Annotated in this window: 13 protein-coding genes; 10 read left to right on the forward strand and 3 right to left on the reverse strand. The window is 53.4% G+C overall.

The genetic code is table 11. The features are described from left to right. Positions 1 to 110 precede the first annotated feature (110 nt). From clpX to fadM, 6 genes are all read left to right on the forward strand, one after another. Positions 111 to 1385, forward strand: a complete 1275-nt coding sequence (gene clpX, locus LA337_05145; GenBank protein UBI17086.1) for an ATP-dependent protease ATP-binding subunit ClpX — start codon at positions 111 to 113, stop codon at positions 1383 to 1385. 184 nt (positions 1386 to 1569) lie between these two features. Beyond that, a complete protein-coding gene (lon, locus tag LA337_05150; protein UBI17087.1) occupies positions 1570 to 3924 on the forward strand; it encodes an endopeptidase La in 2355 nt (784 codons plus the stop codon). A 208-nt stretch (positions 3925 to 4132) separates the two neighbouring features. Beyond that, entirely contained in the window at positions 4133 to 4405 is a 273-nt protein-coding gene (hupB, locus tag LA337_05155; GenBank protein UBI17088.1) for a DNA-binding protein HU-beta, read from the forward strand. A gap of 267 nt (positions 4406 to 4672) precedes the next feature. Next, on the forward strand, positions 4673 to 6547 hold the full coding sequence (gene ppiD, locus LA337_05160) for a peptidylprolyl isomerase (protein UBI17089.1): 1875 nt from the start codon (positions 4673 to 4675) through the stop codon (positions 6545 to 6547). A 146-nt stretch (positions 6548 to 6693) separates the two neighbouring features. Continuing rightward, positions 6694 to 7068 carry a helix-hairpin-helix domain-containing protein gene (locus LA337_05165; GenBank protein ID UBI17090.1) on the forward strand — a complete coding sequence of 125 codons (375 nt, stop codon included), beginning with the start codon at positions 6694 to 6696 and terminating at the stop codon, positions 7066 to 7068. A gap of 102 nt (positions 7069 to 7170) precedes the next feature. Then, the gene (fadM, locus tag LA337_05170) at positions 7171 to 7569 is read left to right on the forward strand and encodes a long-chain acyl-CoA thioesterase FadM (GenBank protein UBI17091.1); all 399 of its coding nucleotides are present in this window, start codon (positions 7171 to 7173) and stop codon (positions 7567 to 7569) included. A gap of 59 nt (positions 7570 to 7628) precedes the next feature. Here the strand turns inward: fadM and queC are convergent, their stop codons facing one another. Beyond that, entirely contained in the window at positions 7629 to 8324 is a 696-nt protein-coding gene (queC, locus tag LA337_05175; protein UBI17092.1) for a 7-cyano-7-deazaguanine synthase QueC, read from the reverse strand. 65 nt (positions 8325 to 8389) lie between these two features. Further along, a complete protein-coding gene (locus tag LA337_05180; GenBank protein UBI17093.1) occupies positions 8390 to 10090 on the reverse strand; it encodes an SgrR family transcriptional regulator in 1701 nt (566 codons plus the stop codon). A 100-nt stretch (positions 10091 to 10190) separates the two neighbouring features. Here LA337_05180 and cof point away from each other — a divergent pair, with 100 nt between their 5' ends. Continuing rightward, a complete protein-coding gene (gene cof, locus LA337_05185; protein UBI17094.1) occupies positions 10191 to 11009 on the forward strand; it encodes an HMP-PP phosphatase in 819 nt (272 codons plus the stop codon). Between the two features lie 50 nt (positions 11010 to 11059). On the opposite strand, the gene LA337_05190 is transcribed toward cof, so the two are convergent. Next, positions 11060 to 12115 carry a PLP-dependent cysteine synthase family protein gene (locus LA337_05190; protein UBI17095.1) on the reverse strand — a complete coding sequence of 352 codons (1056 nt, stop codon included), beginning with the start codon at positions 12113 to 12115 and terminating at the stop codon, positions 11060 to 11062. Between the two features lie 116 nt (positions 12116 to 12231). On the opposite strand from LA337_05190, the gene decR reads away from it, so the two are divergent. From decR to LA337_05205, 3 genes are read left to right on the forward strand one after another with little or no spacing between them, the layout of a single operon-like run. Continuing rightward, positions 12232 to 12690, forward strand: coding sequence for a DNA-binding transcriptional regulator DecR (decR, locus tag LA337_05195; protein ID UBI17096.1), 459 nt, complete (start codon positions 12232 to 12234; stop codon positions 12688 to 12690). A gap of 44 nt (positions 12691 to 12734) precedes the next feature. Then, the gene (locus LA337_05200) at positions 12735 to 14507 is read left to right on the forward strand and encodes a SmdA family multidrug ABC transporter permease/ATP-binding protein (GenBank protein ID UBI17097.1); all 1773 of its coding nucleotides are present in this window, start codon (positions 12735 to 12737) and stop codon (positions 14505 to 14507) included. Next, positions 14500 to 16278 carry a SmdB family multidrug efflux ABC transporter permease/ATP-binding protein gene (locus LA337_05205; protein UBI17098.1) on the forward strand — a complete coding sequence of 593 codons (1779 nt, stop codon included), beginning with the start codon at positions 14500 to 14502 and terminating at the stop codon, positions 16276 to 16278. Before LA337_05200 ends, LA337_05205 begins: the two co-directional genes overlap by 8 nt. Positions 16279 to 16497: the final 219 nt, after the last annotated feature.

The raw sequence follows: 16497 nt of genomic DNA on the forward strand, positions 1-16497 counted from the left end.
GTGCCGCTATAATTACCTGGAGCGGCACAACGCTGACTAGCGTCTTGCGCCTGAGAATGGCATTTGCGTCGTCGTGTGCGGCACAAAGAACAAAGAAGAGGTTTTGACCCATGACAGATAAACGCAAAGATGGCTCGGGCAAATTGTTGTACTGCTCTTTTTGCGGCAAAAGCCAGCATGAAGTGCGTAAGCTGATTGCCGGACCATCCGTGTATATCTGCGACGAATGTGTTGATTTATGTAACGACATCATTCGCGAAGAGATTAAGGAAGTAGCACCGCACCGTGAACGCAGTGCGCTGCCGACGCCACATGAAATTCGCAACCACCTGGACGATTACGTTATCGGTCAGGAGCAGGCGAAGAAAGTGCTGGCGGTCGCGGTATACAACCATTACAAACGTCTGCGCAACGGCGACACCAGCAATGGCGTCGAGTTGGGCAAAAGTAACATCCTGCTGATTGGCCCGACGGGTTCCGGTAAAACGCTGCTGGCTGAAACGCTGGCGCGCCTGCTGGACGTTCCGTTCACGATGGCCGACGCCACCACGCTGACCGAAGCCGGTTATGTGGGTGAAGATGTTGAAAATATTATTCAGAAGCTGCTGCAGAAATGCGATTACGATGTGCAGAAAGCACAGCGCGGGATCGTCTATATCGATGAAATTGACAAGATTTCTCGTAAGTCCGATAACCCGTCCATTACCCGTGACGTTTCCGGCGAAGGCGTACAGCAGGCGCTGTTGAAACTGATCGAAGGTACGGTTGCTGCCGTTCCGCCGCAGGGTGGTCGTAAACATCCTCAACAGGAATTCCTGCAGGTTGACACCTCTAAGATCCTGTTTATCTGTGGCGGTGCCTTTGCCGGTCTGGATAAAGTGATTGCTAACCGTGTTGAAACCGGCTCCGGCATTGGTTTTGGCGCAACGGTAAAAGCGCAGTCTGACAAAGCCAGCGAAGGTGAACTGCTGTCGCAGGTAGAACCAGAAGATCTGATCAAATTTGGTCTGATCCCTGAGTTCATCGGTCGTCTGCCGGTTGTCGCGACGCTGAGCGAGTTGAGCGAAGAAGCATTGATTCAGATCCTCAAAGAGCCGAAAAACGCCCTGACCAAGCAGTACCAGGCGCTGTTCAATCTTGAAGGTGTCGATCTGGAGTTCCGTGAGGAAGCGCTGGATGCGATCGCCAAGAAAGCGATGGCGCGTAAAACTGGTGCTCGTGGTCTGCGTTCAATCGTCGAAGCCGCGCTGCTCGACACCATGTACGATCTGCCGTCTATGGAAGACGTCGAAAAAGTGGTGATCGATGAGTCGGTGATTGGCGGTCAGAGCAAGCCATTGCTTATTTACGGTAAGCCGGAAGCGCAGCAGGCATCTGGCGAATAATTCATCAATTCATACAGACATTTAATTAAAAAGGGGGGATTTTATCTCCCCTTTTATTTTTCCGTAAACATGGCGTTGAATGTGTGGGAAACATCCCCATATACTGACATACATGTTAAAGGTGGTGTGGAGCACAGTCGTACCACCTGATTACCTGGCGGAAACTAAACTAAGAGAGAGCTCTATGAATCCTGAGCGTTCTGAACGCATTGAAATCCCCGTATTGCCGTTGCGCGATGTGGTGGTTTATCCGCACATGGTCATACCCTTATTTGTAGGGCGGGAAAAATCTATCCGTTGTCTGGAAGCGGCTATGGACCATGATAAAAAAATCATGCTGGTCGCACAGAAAGAAGCGTCAACGGATGAGCCGGGTGTAAACGATCTTTTCACCGTCGGGACCGTGGCCTCTATTCTGCAGATGCTGAAACTGCCTGACGGCACCGTAAAAGTGCTGGTCGAGGGGTTACAGCGCGCGCGTATTTCTGCGCTGTCTGACAACGGCGAGCATTTCTCTGCGAAAGCGGAGTACCTTGACTCGCCAGCCATTGATGAGCGCGAACAGGAAGTGCTGGTGCGTACCGCTATCAGCCAGTTCGAAGGCTATATCAAGCTGAACAAGAAAATCCCACCAGAAGTGCTGACGTCGCTGAACAGCATTGACGATCCTGCACGTCTGGCGGACACCATCGCTGCACACATGCCGCTGAAACTGGCTGACAAGCAGTCCGTGCTGGAGATGTCCGACGTTAACGAACGTCTGGAATATCTGATGGCGATGATGGAGTCTGAAATTGATCTGCTGCAGGTTGAGAAACGCATTCGCAACCGCGTGAAAAAGCAGATGGAAAAATCCCAGCGTGAGTACTATCTGAACGAGCAGATGAAAGCCATTCAGAAAGAGCTCGGCGAGATGGACGATGCGCCGGACGAAAACGAAGCGTTGAAGCGTAAAATCGACGCGGCGAAAATGCCGAAAGAGGCAAAAGAGAAAGCGGAAGCAGAACTGCAGAAGCTGAAAATGATGTCTCCGATGTCCGCGGAAGCGACCGTAGTGCGTGGCTACATCGACTGGATGGTTCAGGTACCGTGGAATGCGCGTAGCAAGGTCAAAAAAGACCTGCGTCAGGCGCAGGAAATCCTCGATACTGACCACTACGGTCTGGAACGCGTCAAAGATCGTATCCTTGAGTATCTCGCGGTTCAAAGCCGTGTGAACAAAATCAAGGGACCGATCCTGTGCCTGGTTGGGCCGCCGGGGGTAGGTAAAACTTCTCTGGGACAGTCCATCGCTAAAGCCACCGGACGTAAATATATTCGTATGGCGCTGGGCGGCGTGCGTGATGAAGCTGAAATTCGCGGTCACCGCCGGACCTATATTGGCTCTATGCCGGGTAAACTGATCCAGAAAATGGCTAAAGTGGGCGTTAAAAACCCGCTGTTCCTGCTCGATGAGATCGACAAAATGTCTTCTGACATGCGTGGCGATCCGGCTTCCGCACTGCTTGAGGTGCTGGATCCAGAGCAGAACGTGGCGTTCAGCGATCACTACCTGGAAGTGGACTACGACCTCAGCGACGTGATGTTCGTTGCGACCTCTAACTCCATGAATATTCCAGCGCCGTTGCTGGATCGTATGGAAGTGATCCGTCTGTCCGGTTATACCGAAGACGAGAAGCTGAACATTGCTAAACGTCACCTGTTGCCGAAACAGATTGAGCGTAATGCGCTGAAAAAAGGAGAGCTAACGGTCGACGATAGCGCCATTGTGGGCATTATTCGTTACTACACCCGTGAAGCCGGCGTGCGTAGTCTGGAGCGCGAAATCTCCAAATTGTGCCGTAAAGCGGTGAAACAGCTGCTGCTCGACAAGTCGCTGAAACACATCGTGATCAATGGTGATAACCTGCACGATTACCTGGGCGTTCAACGCTTTGACTATGGCCGCGCGGACAACGAAAACCGCGTTGGTCAGGTAACGGGTCTGGCGTGGACGGAAGTGGGCGGCGATCTACTGACTATCGAAACCGCCTGCGTACCGGGTAAAGGTAAGCTGACCTACACCGGTTCGCTGGGTGAAGTCATGCAGGAATCCATTCAGGCAGCACTGACCGTGGTGCGGGCGCGTGCGGAAAAACTGGGTATTAATCCGGACTTTTACGAAAAACGCGACATCCACGTTCACGTACCTGAAGGGGCGACGCCGAAAGATGGTCCAAGTGCGGGTATTGCCATGTGTACCGCGCTGGTGTCTTGTCTGACCGGTAACCCGGTACGCGCCGACGTGGCGATGACCGGCGAGATCACCCTGCGTGGTCAGGTTCTGCCTATTGGTGGTTTGAAAGAAAAACTGCTGGCGGCACACCGTGGTGGTATTAAAACGGTCTTAATTCCAGACGAAAACAAACGTGACCTGGAAGAGATTCCGGACAACGTGATTGCCGATCTGGACATCCATCCGGTGAAACGCATTGAGGAGGTTCTGACGCTTGCGTTGCAAAATGAGCCCTCCGGAATGCAGGTTGTGACCGCAAAATAGTGACCTCGCGCAAAGAGCACTAATAAAAACAGGGCTGGCAGGCCATTTCGGACTTGCCAGCCTTTTTTTGTATAGCTAATTTAGATGACGGATTGGGCTTGCCATCATTAACGGGTGTTGTAAGGGCATGGCAGGCCTGATATAACTGCTGCGCGTTCGCACTTTGAAGGATTCAGGTGCGATATAAATTATAAAGAGGAAGAGAAGAGTGAATAAATCTCAACTGATCGACAAAATTGCTGCAGGGGCTGATATCTCTAAAGCTGCGGCTGGACGTGCGTTAGATGCAATTATTGCTTCTGTTACTGAATCTCTGAAAGAAGGTGATGACGTAGCGCTGGTAGGTTTTGGTACTTTTGCCGTTAAAGAGCGTGCTGCCCGTACTGGTCGCAACCCGCAAACAGGTAAAGAGATCACCATCGCCGCGGCTAAAGTACCGGGCTTCCGTGCAGGTAAAGCACTGAAAGACGCGGTAAACTAAGTGATTTCCCCTTTGGGGATGTGACGAAGTACAAGGGCGCATCGACTGATGTGCCTTTTTTATTTGTAATTCCGGTACTTTCTACGCGTTGTGGGCTGACAATTGCCCCTGTTTCTTGTCACAATAGACCTTTGTGCGCAGCGTTCAGGAAACGCTATGCTGCGTGAAGCATATATACTCAAAATCCTTGCCGCCGTTGTTGTGCCTGCGCGCAGGCGGCTTGAGAGATAACGCGTATAGTCATCTACAGCGGAGTGTGGTTACACCATGATGGACAGCTTACGCACGGCTGCTAACAGTCTCGTGCTCAAGATTATTTTCGGTATCATTATCGTGTCGTTCATTTTGACCGGCGTGAGTGGTTACCTGATTGGCGGGGGCAATAACTTCGCCGCCAAAGTGAATGGCCAGGAGATCAGCCGCGGGCAGTTCGAGAATGCGTTCAACAGCGAACGTAACCGCATGCAGCAACAGCTGGGCGATCAATACTCCGAACTGGCTGCGAACGAAGGCTACATGAAAACGCTGCGTCAGCAGGTGCTGAATCGTCTTATTGACGAAGCGCTGCTGGATCAGTACTCCCACGAGCTTAAGCTCAACATCAGCGACGATCAGGTCAAACAGGCTATTTTCGCCACGCCTGCGTTCCAGGTGGACGGCAAATTTGATAACAACCGCTACAACGCGATTGTTAATCAGATGGGTATGACCGCCGATCAGTACGCTCAGGCATTACGTAATCAGCTCACTACCCAGCAGCTGATCAACGGTGTTGCCGGTACGGACTTCATGCTGAAAGGCGAAACGGACGAGCTGGCGGCGCTGGTTGCACAGCAGCGTATCGTTCGCGAGGCGACGATTGACGTTAACGCACTGGCCGCGAAGCAGTCTGTTACCGAGCAGGAAGTTGCCAGCTACTACGAGCAAAATAAAAACAACTTTATGACGCCGGAACAGTTCCGCGTGAGCTACATCAAGCTGGACGCCGCTGCTATGCAGGAGACGGCCAGCGATGCGGATATTCAGTCTTACTACGACCAGCATCAGGACCAGTTCACTCAGCCGCAGCGTAACCGCTACAGCATCATTCAGACCAAAACGGAAGATGAAGCCAAAGCGGTGCTGGAGGAACTGAACAAAGGCGGTGATTTCGCTGCGCTGGCAAAAGAAAAATCTGCTGACATCATCTCTGCCCGTAAAGGCGGCGACATGGGATGGCTGGAAGATTCCACCACTCCGGATGAGCTGAAAAGTGCTGGTCTGAAAGAAAAAGGCCAGTTGTCAGGCGTGATTAAATCTTCCGTTGGTTTCCTCGTTGCGCGTCTTGACGACGTACAACCTGCACAGGTTAAACCGCTGAGCGAAGCCCGTGACGACATTGCGGCGAAAGTGAAGCAGGAAAAAGCGCTGGACGCGTATTACGCACTGCAGCAGAAAGTGAGCGATGCCGCCAGCAACGATAACGAATCCCTGGCGGGCGCGGAGCAGGCTGCTGGCATGAAAGCGGTTGAGACGGGCTGGTTTAGCCGTGACAGCCTGCCAGAAGAACTGAACTTCAAACCGGTCGCTGACATCATTTTCAATGGTGGTCTGGTTGGCGAAAACGGTACGCCTGGCAGTAACTCCGACATCATCACCGTGGACGGCGATCGTGCGTTTGTACTGCGTATTGCAGAACACAAAGCCGAAGCCGTTAAGCCACTGGCTGAAGTGAAAGATCAGGTAACTGCGCTCGTTAAGCACAATAAAGCAGAGCAGCAGGCGAAGCTTGATGCCGATAAACTGCTGGCGGATCTGAAAGCCGGTAAAGGCGATGAAGCGATGAAAGCGGCGGGTCTGAGCTTTGGCGAAGCGAAAACCCTGAGCCGTACCGGGCAGGATCCGCTGAGCCAGGCGGCCTTTGGCCTGAGCCTGCCAGCGAAAGACAAACCGAGCTACGGCGTGGCGAACGATATGCAGGGTAATGTTGTTCTGCTGGCGCTGGACGAGGTGAAAGCCGGTTCTATGCCTGAAGCGCAGAAGAAAGCGATGGTTCAGGGGATTACCCAGAACAACGCGCAGATTGTCTTCGAAGCGCTGATGAGCAACCTGCGTAAAGCCGCAAAAATTAAAGTCGGTGACGCGCTGGAACAGCAGCAATAACCGAGGCTGCTCGCAAAAAATTGCAAAAAGTTGTATCGACAAAAGGCCGCTTTCGCGGCCTTTTCCATTTCTGATATTTGCCGTTTGTCTGTCGTTGTGCACCCCGCTATCGTGATTCCACTGTTAACAAACAAGGAGAAAACAGTATGAAACATGGAATCAAAACCCTTCTTATCACTCTTTCATTGACCTGTGCCGGCATGGCTCAAAGCGCACTGGCTGCAGAGCCTGTCGCCAAAAGTCAGGCGACTCAAGCCAAAGCGGATGCTTCCACAGTGGCGCAAAGCAAAGCCACGTCAGCGGCTAAAGCGAGCGACGATGAAGGTACCAGGGTAAGCATCAACAGTGCTTCTGCTGAGGATTTAGCTCGAGTCATGAATGGCGTTGGTCTGAAGAAAGCGCAGGCGATTGTGAGCTATCGTGAAGAGTACGGACCGTTTAAAACGGTGGAGGACTTAAAGCAGGTGCCGGGCATGGGTAGCTCGCTGGTTGAGCGTAATTTGGCAGTTTTAACACTTTAATAACTTGCGCAGTGGCCAATATTTGCCACACTAGAGAGGTCATACCAGTTATGGCCTCACTACCCTGAATATATTCCTATAAAAACGTAAGGTTCCTGCGCTATGCAAACACAAATCAAAGTTCGTGGTTTTCATCTTGATGTCTATCAGCACGTTAACAATGCCCGCTATCTGGAGTTTCTGGAAGAAGCCCGCTGGGATGGTCTGGAAAACAGCGACAGCTTTCAGTGGATGACCGCACACAACATCGCTTTTGTGGTCGTGAATATTAATATTAACTACCGCCGACCTGCGGTGCTGAGTGACCTGCTGACCATCACCAGCCAGGTCCAACAGCTAAATGGTAAAAGCGGCGTGTTGAACCAGACCATCACCCTGGAGCCGGAAGGACAGGTGGTGGCAGACGCGTTGATTACCTTCGTCTGCATTGATTTGAAAACGCAAAAAGCGCTGCCGCTTGAAGGGGAGTTGCGCGAAAAATTGGAGCAGATGGTGAAGTAGTGGCTGCGAGTGTCTGCAGGCCGGATAAGCAAAAGCGCCATCCGGCATCACTCAACGTATTACTTTAACCCGGTTTTCTGCTTCATTGCCGCCATCACCGCCGATTTATCCGCCAGATAATGGTTCAGGCCGTTGGCGCGCAGATTACACGCCGCACAGTGACCGCAACCGTCACCTTTGATGCCGTTATAACAGGTCAGCGTTTCTTCGCGTACCAGGTCCAGCTTGCCCCAGTAATCGGCCAGTGCCCAGGTTTCGGCTTTATCGATCCACATTAACGGTGTTTCAAAGCGGATATCTTTTGCCATCCCCAGGCTTACGGCATGGTTCAGGGCTTTGACGAACTCATCGCGACAGTCCGGGTATCCGGAGAAATCCGTTTCGCAAACGCCGGTAATGACCGCTTCTGCCTGTACCTGATACGCGTAAATCGCCGCCAGCGTTAAAAACAGAATATTGCGTCCAGGCACAAAGGTGTTGGGGATGCCGTTGGCATCAGGTTCGTAATCAGGTACCGGAATGTTATCGCGGGTCAGGCTGCTGACGGCCAGTTCGCTGAGCAGCGTGACATCAAGGACTTTGTGCGCACGCGCGCCGAGTTTTAAGGCCAGGTCACGTGCGACATCAATCTCAGCGCGGTGGCGCTGACCATAATCAAAGGTCACGCAATGCACTTCATCATACTGATGCAGCGCTTGCGCCAGACAGGTTGTGGAGTCCTGGCCTCCACTGAATACAACAACGGCACGTTTCATGGCTTTTCCTGACTAGTAACGAAAGCGCTTATGGTAGCGCCTGGGCGTGTCGCCGACCAGCTTCTTCACGCTGAAGGCGGCGGTAGCCAGGCTTCGGTAAACTCGAACCAGCCGCGAGGGTTCAGGCGTACGCCGTTCACACCTGGAGGGGCGCTAATACGATAGTGATAATTGAACAGCGGCGTCAGGGTAGCATCATGCATCAGCGTGGCGAAAACTTGTTGTAAAGCCGCGTGACGATCGTCTTCATCAGCCTGAATTTGCAAGGCATCCAGAGTGGTTTGCAGATGAGTATAAGCCGGCGCGCTCAATACGTGTGACCAGAGCTGATCGCAGCGCAGCCACTGTTCGAGGGTATATTCAGGCGCTTCGCCAATTAGCCTGTCGCCCATCATCAGGTCGGCCTGGGCTAAAGGATGATCGCCATCCCAGTTCTTGGCATTATGAAAAATAAGCGTTAATTCACAACCGAGCAGCGCCAGCGCCTGGCGAAGCTGTTCAGCCATCGCATGCAGTTCTACCGGCAGATGATAGGCCAGCGTTAGTTTTTTCGGCAGCGTTACCTCGTCCAGTTCATCCCATTGTGGGATAGTCCATCCTGGCAGCAGCGCATTGCTTGGCGTAATCAGGTTTTCATCCACTTCAAGCGTTTGTAGCAGGGAAGAGCGGTGGATAATATTGACCAGTCGGCGGGCCTGCTGCGTATTCAGGCGCGCGCTTTTTCTGAGCGTAAGATAGCAAAAACCGAGGCTGATGCCGCTGCTTACCTGGCTTAGCATGGGCAATTCTTCGGGCTTACCAATCGCAATTTGCACCGGATGGCGACAGCTGGTGCCCAAATCCTGGGAGAAGAGTTGCGGGGTTATCCAGTATTCAATGGCTTTTAGCAGCGGATGACTCAGGTGGTAGTGATCGTGACTTTCGATACGCACCAGTTCAGGAGTAAACAGCGTCAATCGGAACGGACCAGTACCCACAAACGGATGTTCAGGATGCGCCAGATGACTGCTGTAGCTTGCCAGACGATGCGCCAGCCAGAAGTCGGGGCGATGCAGAATAAAGGTCAGGCACTGGGGATGCGTCACTTCAATGCGCTTCACGCTGATAAACAGCTTATTCAGCGCGGGTAGCGCTAACAGCTTCTGCAATTGTTGATGTAGCTGCGTGCTGCTGACCGCATCGCCGTTATGCCAGTGCAGGGTGGAACGAATATAGAAATCCCAGTGCAGGCCATCGGCGGAGATATTCCAGTGGTGGGCTAAATCTCCGCAGGGGCGTTGCGTCTTGCTGTCGAACCGTGTCAGTCCAGAAAATAGTTGTCCGGCGAGATGCTGCTCCGCGCGACCGGGGAGAAATCCAGGGTGCAAAGGGTCGAGCTGGCGGTAGTAGGGGATACGCAGGGTTGGCGTGTCGTTTTGCCACTGACCTCCCATAAACGGCTGTAGCAACGTTCTTAATTCGCCTGGCGCCAGTTGAGCCAGTTCAAGTACGCTGAGCTGTTCTCCCTTTTGCAGCGCCTGTTCCATCATGGTGTTGCGCAGCGAATCTGGCGTCACCAAAAAACGTAGCAGCCCGCGTTTCCCGCGCCCCGACTGAGCGTACCACTCCAGCCAGCCAGCATCCTGCGCTTGCTTTAGCAAGGTTCGCACGTGGCGCTCGCTGCAAAAACAGCGTTTGGCCAGTTCGCCCACGGTCACTGACTGTGGTTCGCCGTTCGACGGTTGCCACAGGCGCTGGTACTGATTCAGTCGATTCAATAATCGCATATAAACCCGGAACAATTCATTTTATCTATTCACTATTACTTCCGTATATCTCAGGTGATACTGAATCACAAGTTAACCGCGTCACAGTGTGGAGAAAGAAATGGCTCGTCTGGCTGCATTTGATATGGATGGCACCCTTTTGATGCCGAATCACCATTTAGGTGACGAAACGCTTTCAACGCTGGCGCGCCTGCGTGAACGAGATATCACCCTGACCTTTGCCACCGGTCGCCATGTGCTGGAGATGCGCCATATTTTGGGTTCTGTGTCACTGGACGCTTTTTTGATCACGGGTAACGGCACGCGTATTCACTCTCTTGAGGGCGATGTGCTGCACCGTCAGGATCTGGATCCGAATGTTGCGGATATCGTGCTACATCAGAAGTGGGATACCACCGCCAGCATGCATGTCTTTAATGACAACGGTTGGTTCACCGGACAAGAGATCCCCTCGCTGCTGCAGGCGCATGTATATAGCGGATTTCGCTACCAGATTGTCGATGTGAAACGTATTCCTGCTCATCAGGTCACGAAAGTTTGTTTCTGCGGCGATCATGACTCCCTGATCCAATTACGCATTCAGCTGAATGAAGCGCTGGGTGAACAGGCGAATCTCTGTTTTTCCGCGTTTGATTGTCTTGAGGTACTGCCGTTGGGCTGTAACAAAGGATCTGCGCTGGCGGTACTAAGCGACCACTTAGGTTATTCAATGGCCGAGTGTATGGCGTTTGGCGATGCCATGAACGATCGCGAAATGTTAGGCAGCGTTGGTCGCGGTCTGATTATGGGTAACGCGATGCCGCAACTGATTGCCGAACTGCCTCATTTATCGGTGATTGGGCATTGCCGCAATCAGGCAGTATCACACTTTTTGACGCATTGGCTGGACAATCCGCATCTACCTTATTCCCCCGAATGAGAGATCCCTTCCAGCAAGCCAGACTTCGCGTCTGGCTTTTTTTTATCCTGTTAATGGGTGTTCAGAAGTCGGGCGAGTTCCCCTTTCCACGGCGTTAAATCACCGATCTGCGCGTCGACCCATTGTGGGTTGTAGTAGGTTTCCAGATAGCGTTCGCCACTGTCGCACAGTAGCGTTACCAGTGAACCGGTAACGCCTGCATCGCGCATACGAGCGGCAAGCTGCAGGGTTCCCCACATGTTGGTACCGGTTGAAGCGCCGACTTTGCGGCCCAACTGCGTTTCCAGCCAGTGCGCGGTGGCCACGCTTGCGGCATCCGGTACGCGCAACATTTCATCAACCACGTCAGGAATGAAAGACGGTTCGACACGCGGGCGGCCAATGCCTTCGATTTTACTTCCTACCGGGCTGCGCAACGTTGCATCGCGATCCTGCCAGAAGGGCAGAAAGACTGAGTTTTCCGGGTCCACTACCATCAGTTGAGTGTCGTAGCCCTGACAGCGGATATAGCGGCCAATGGTTGCTGAGGTGCCGCCGGTTCCCGCGCTCATCACGATATGGCGGGGAACGGGGTTGGGCTCGCACTGCATCTGACGAAAGATGCTGTCGGCAATATTATTATTGCCACGCCAGTCGGTGGCGCGTTCAGCGTAAGTGAACTGATCCATGTAATGACCGTTCAGCTCACGCGCCAGCTGTTCAGAAGCCGCATAGATTTCGCAGGCGCTTTCCACGAAATGACAGCGACCGCCGTAGAATTCAATCTGTTCAATTTTACGTTTCGCCGTACAGGAAGGCATGACGGCAATAAACGGCAGTCCTAACAGTCGGGCGAAATAAGCCTCAGAAACCGCCGTTGAACCGGACGATGACTCAATGATGGTGGTGCCTTCTTTGATCCAGCCATTGCACAATCCGTACAAAAACAGTGAGCGCGCCAGACGATGCTTCAGGCTCCCGGTCGGATGCGTGCTCTCATCTTTTAAATAGATCTGAATGCCCGGGAACGCCGGTAGCGACAGACGAATGAGATGCGTATCCGCAGAACGCTGATAATCCGCGTTGATTTCATTGATGGCGTTTTTAACCCAGGAGCTATTCATCATTAATAGATATCCATTTGTCATTTTGTGCCCAGAATAGCGAAAAGCACGGAAAAAATTGTTGCCATTTAGCCTTTAAAATAGAATGTAAGGAGAAAATTCTTCTCTGTGGAGTGGTTATGTTAGACAAAATTGACCGCAAGCTGCTTGGCTTACTGCAACAGGACTGCACCCTTTCTTTGCAGGCGTTAGCAGATGCCGTTAATCTGACTACCACCCCCTGCTGGAAACGTCTCAAACGACTTGAGGATGACGGTATCCTGCTAGGCAGAGTCGCGCTGTTGGATCCAGAAAAGCTGGGGCTGGGACTCACCGCGTTTGTGCTGATCAAGACTCAGCATCACAGCAGCGAATGGTATTGCCGCTTTGTCACTGAAGTGACCGGAATGCCCGAGGTTCTGGGATTCTGGCGTATGGCTGGGGAGTATGACTACCTGATGCGAGTGCAGGTTGCCGATATGAAAAGCTACGATGAATTCTATAAGCGCCTGGTGAACAGCGTACCGGGCCTGTCTGATGTCACCTCCAGCTTTGCGATGGAACAGATTAAATACACAACTGCTCTACCTATTGAATAATTCTCCCGGCGCTCATTGCCGGAAATCTTGTCAGGACATAACGCGTGCGATTATTTGCTCAATTAAGCTGGTACTTCCGCCGGGAGTGGCGTCGCTATCTCGGGGCAGTGGCCTTGCTTATCATCATCGCTATCCTTCAGCTTATTCCGCCGAAAGTGGTTGGGATCATTGTCGATGGCGTGACGACACAACGCTTCACCACCGAGCGGCTGCTGATGTGGGTGGGAACAATTGCCCTGATCGCAGTGGTGGTTTATTTGCTGCGCTATGTCTGGCGCGTGCTGTTGTTTGGCGCATCCTACCAACTGGCGGTTGAACTGCGGGAAGATTATTACCGTCAGCTGAGTCGCCAGCATCCAGAATTTTATCTGCGTCACCGTACGGGCGATCTGATGGCGCGTGCAACTAACGATGTCGATCGCGTCGTATTTGCCGCCGGAGAAGGTGTGCTGACGCTGGTGGATTCGCTGGTGATGGGGTGTGCGGTGCTGATCGTGATGTCTACGCAGATAAGCTGGCAATTGACACTGATTGCGCTACTGCCGATGCCGGTGATGGCGATAATGATCAAACGTTACGGCGATCGACTCCATAATCGCTTTAAGCTGGCGCAGGCGGCGTTTTCCAGTCTCAATGATCGTACTCAGGAAAGCCTGACCAGTATTCGTATGATCAAGGCCTTTGGTCTGGAGGATCGGCAGTCGGCATTATTTGCCGCCGATGCCGAGGATACCGGTAAGAAAAACCTGCGCGTGGCGCGCATTGACGCCCGCTTTGATCCCACGATTTATATTGCCATTGGTATGGCTAACCTGCTGGCGATTGCCGGAGGAAGCTGGATGGTGGTGCACGGTTCGTTGACGCTCGGCCAGCTCACCAGCTTTATGATGTATCTCGGTCTGATGATTTGGCCGATGCTGGCGCTGGCATGGATGTTTAATATCGTCGAACGCGGTAGCGCTGCCTACAGCCGGATTCGCGCTATGCTGGCCGAAGCGCCGGTGGTGGATGACGGCACTGAGTCGGTACCGGAAGGACGCGGCGAGCTGGCGGTGGCGATTCGCGAATTTTGTTACCCGCAGACCACCCACCCGGCGCTGGAAAATGTGAATTTCCAGCTTAAACCTGGACAGATGCTGGGCATCTGTGGTCCGACCGGCGCGGGAAAAAGCACGGTGCTGTCGCTGATCCAGCGTCATTTTGATATCACTCAGGGCGATGTACGCTTTCATAATATCCCGTTAACGCGCTTACAGCTTGATAGCTGGCGCAGCCGACTGGCGGTCGTTAGCCAGACGCCATTCCTGTTTTCAGATACCGTCGGTAATAACATCGCGTTAGGACGCCCACAGGCCACGCAGGAAGAGATCGAGCATGTGGCGCGCCTTGCCAGCGTTCATGAGGATATTTTACGTCTTCCGCAGGGCTACGACACCGAAGTGGGCGAACGTGGGGTGATGCTGTCTGGTGGGCAAAAACAACGTATTTCTATCGCTCGGGCACTACTGCTGAACGCTGAAATCCTGATCCTGGATGATGCGCTGTCGGCGGTGGACGGTCGTACCGAGCATCAGATCCTGCATAATCTGCGCCAGTGGGGCGAAGGCCGAACCGTCATTATCAGCGCCCACCGCTTATCGGCTCTGACGGAAGCCAGCGAGATTATCGTGATGCAGCATGGGCATATTGCCCAGCGCGGCGAGCATGACGTGCTGGTGCAGCAGGCTGGCTGGTATCGTGATATGTACCGCTATCAGCAACTGGAAGCGGCGCTGTCTGATGCACCAGAGATAAACGAGGAGGCGGCTAATGCGTAGTTTCGGGCAATTATGGCCGACTCTGAAAAGATTACTGGCATACGGTTCCCCATGGCGAAAACAGCTGGCGATTGCGGTCGTCATGCTGTGGGTGGCGGCTGCGGCGGAAGTCAGCGGCCCGCTGCTGATTAGCTATTTTATCGATAACATGGTGGCGAAGAACAATCTGCCGCTGGCGATGGTCGCCGGGCTGGTTGCGGCGTATGTCGGTCTGCAACTGCTGGCAGCAGGCCTGCATTATGCACAGTCATTGCTGTTTAACCAGGCGGCGGTTGGCGTAGTACAACAGCTACGCACCGACGTAATGGACGCTGCGCTGCGCCAGCCGCTCAGCGCCTTTGATACTCAGCCTGTAGGGCAGCTTATCTCCCGCGTGACCAATGACACCGAAGTGATTCGCGACCTGTATGTGACGGTGGTTGCAACGGTTCTGCGCAGCGCGGCATTAATCGGCGCCATGCTGGTCGCGATGTTCAGCCTCGAGTGGCGTATGGCGCTGGTGGCGATGGCTATTTTCCCGGCAGTGCTGGTGGTGATGGTGATTTATCAACGCTACAGCACCCCGATTGTGCGCCGGGTTCGCGCTTATCTGGCGGATATTAACGATGGCTTTAACGAAGTCATCAACGGCATGAGCGTTATCCAGCAGTTCCGCCAGCAGGCGCGGTTTGGCGAGAGAATGGGGGAGGCCAGCCGCTCGCACTATATGGCGCGTATGCAGACCCTACGACTCGATGGCTTTTTGTTGCGCCCGCTGCTGAGCCTTTTTTCGGCGCTGATCCTCTGCGGTTTATTGATGCTGTTCAGCTTTACCTCTGGTAGCTCCATCGAGGTTGGTGTGCTGTATGCGTTTATCAGCTACCTCGGCCGTTTAAACGAGCCGCTTATCGAACTGACAACCCAGCAGTCAATGCTGCAGCAGGCGGTTGTCGCCGGTGAACGTGTGTTCGAATTGATGGACGGGCCTCGTCAGCGCTATGGTGAAGACGATCGACCGCTCAAAAGCGGTGACATTGAGGTGGATAACGTTTCATTTGCCTATCGCGACGACAGTCTGGTGCTGCAAAACATCAGTCTGTCCGTGCCTTCGCGTAGCTTTGTGGCCCTGGTCGGACACACCGGCAGCGGCAAAAGTACGCTGGCCAGCCTGCTGATGGGGTACTACCCGCTGACGCAGGGTGAAATCCGACTTGACGGACGTCCGCTGTCTTCGCTGAGCCACGGTGCGTTACGTCAGGGCATCGCGATGGTGCAGCAGGATCCCGTGGTGATGGCGGATACCTTCCTGGCCAACGTCACGCTGGGTCGCGATATCTCAGAAGAGCGGGTATGGCAGGCGCTGGAGACCGTGCAACTGGCAGAACTGGCCCGCGGTTTGAGCGAGGGGATTCATACCCGGCTGGGTGAGCAGGGCAATAATCTCTCCGTTGGGCAGAAACAACTGCTGGCGCTGGCGCGGGTATTGGTTGAAACGCCGCAGGTGCTGATCCTCGATGAAGCCACGGCCAGTATTGATTCCGGTACTGAGCAGGCCATTCAGCAAGCTCTGGCGGCGGTCCGTGAACACACAACGCTTGTAGTGATTGCGCATCGGTTATCGACGATTGTTGATGCGGATACCATTCTGGTGTTACATCGCGGTCAGGCGGTTGAGCGTGGTACGCACCAGCAATTACTGGCGGCGCAAGGCCGTTACTGGCAGATGTATCAGTTGCAGCTGGCGGGCGAAGAGCTGGCAGCCAGTACGCAAGAGGATTCTGTTATCGCCTGACGGCGCAGCGCTTATCCGGCCACGCGGAGTCGTAGGTCGGGTAAGGCGTAAACGCCGCCATCCGGCAATCAACAATCTGGTGCAAAAATGTAACGCACTATGCACCGTTATAGTGCGTTTTTTCTTTTTCTCTCCTGGCAGTACCCTACGAACCTGAATCATTCCGCGTTTTTCATTCCTGGCACATCCCTTGCAATATTCCTCTCGTGTATCTGCAGC

Origin of the sequence: Citrobacter europaeus, assembly GCA_020099315.1 — a bacterium.
GTDB classification, from domain to species: Bacteria; Pseudomonadota; Gammaproteobacteria; order Enterobacterales; family Enterobacteriaceae; genus Citrobacter; species Citrobacter europaeus.

Coding starts and splice junctions, on each gene's coding strand:
- clpX (UBI17086.1), top strand. CDS start 111: ATGACAGATAAACGCAAAGATGGCTCGGGCAAATTGTTGTACTGCTCT.
- lon (UBI17087.1), top strand. CDS start 1,570: ATGAATCCTGAGCGTTCTGAACGCATTGAAATCCCCGTATTGCCGTTG.
- ppiD (UBI17089.1), top strand. CDS start 4,673: ATGATGGACAGCTTACGCACGGCTGCTAACAGTCTCGTGCTCAAGATT.
- LA337_05165 (UBI17090.1), top strand. CDS start 6,694: ATGAAACATGGAATCAAAACCCTTCTTATCACTCTTTCATTGACCTGT.
- fadM (UBI17091.1), top strand. CDS start 7,171: ATGCAAACACAAATCAAAGTTCGTGGTTTTCATCTTGATGTCTATCAG.
- queC (UBI17092.1), bottom strand. CDS start 8,324: ATGAAACGTGCCGTTGTTGTATTCAGTGGAGGCCAGGACTCCACAACC.
- LA337_05180 (UBI17093.1), bottom strand. CDS start 10,090: ATGCGATTATTGAATCGACTGAATCAGTACCAGCGCCTGTGGCAACCG.
- cof (UBI17094.1), top strand. CDS start 10,191: ATGGCTCGTCTGGCTGCATTTGATATGGATGGCACCCTTTTGATGCCG.
- LA337_05190 (UBI17095.1), bottom strand. CDS start 12,115: ATGATGAATAGCTCCTGGGTTAAAAACGCCATCAATGAAATCAACGCG.
- decR (UBI17096.1), top strand. CDS start 12,232: ATGTTAGACAAAATTGACCGCAAGCTGCTTGGCTTACTGCAACAGGAC.
- LA337_05205 (UBI17098.1), top strand. CDS start 14,500: ATGCGTAGTTTCGGGCAATTATGGCCGACTCTGAAAAGATTACTGGCA.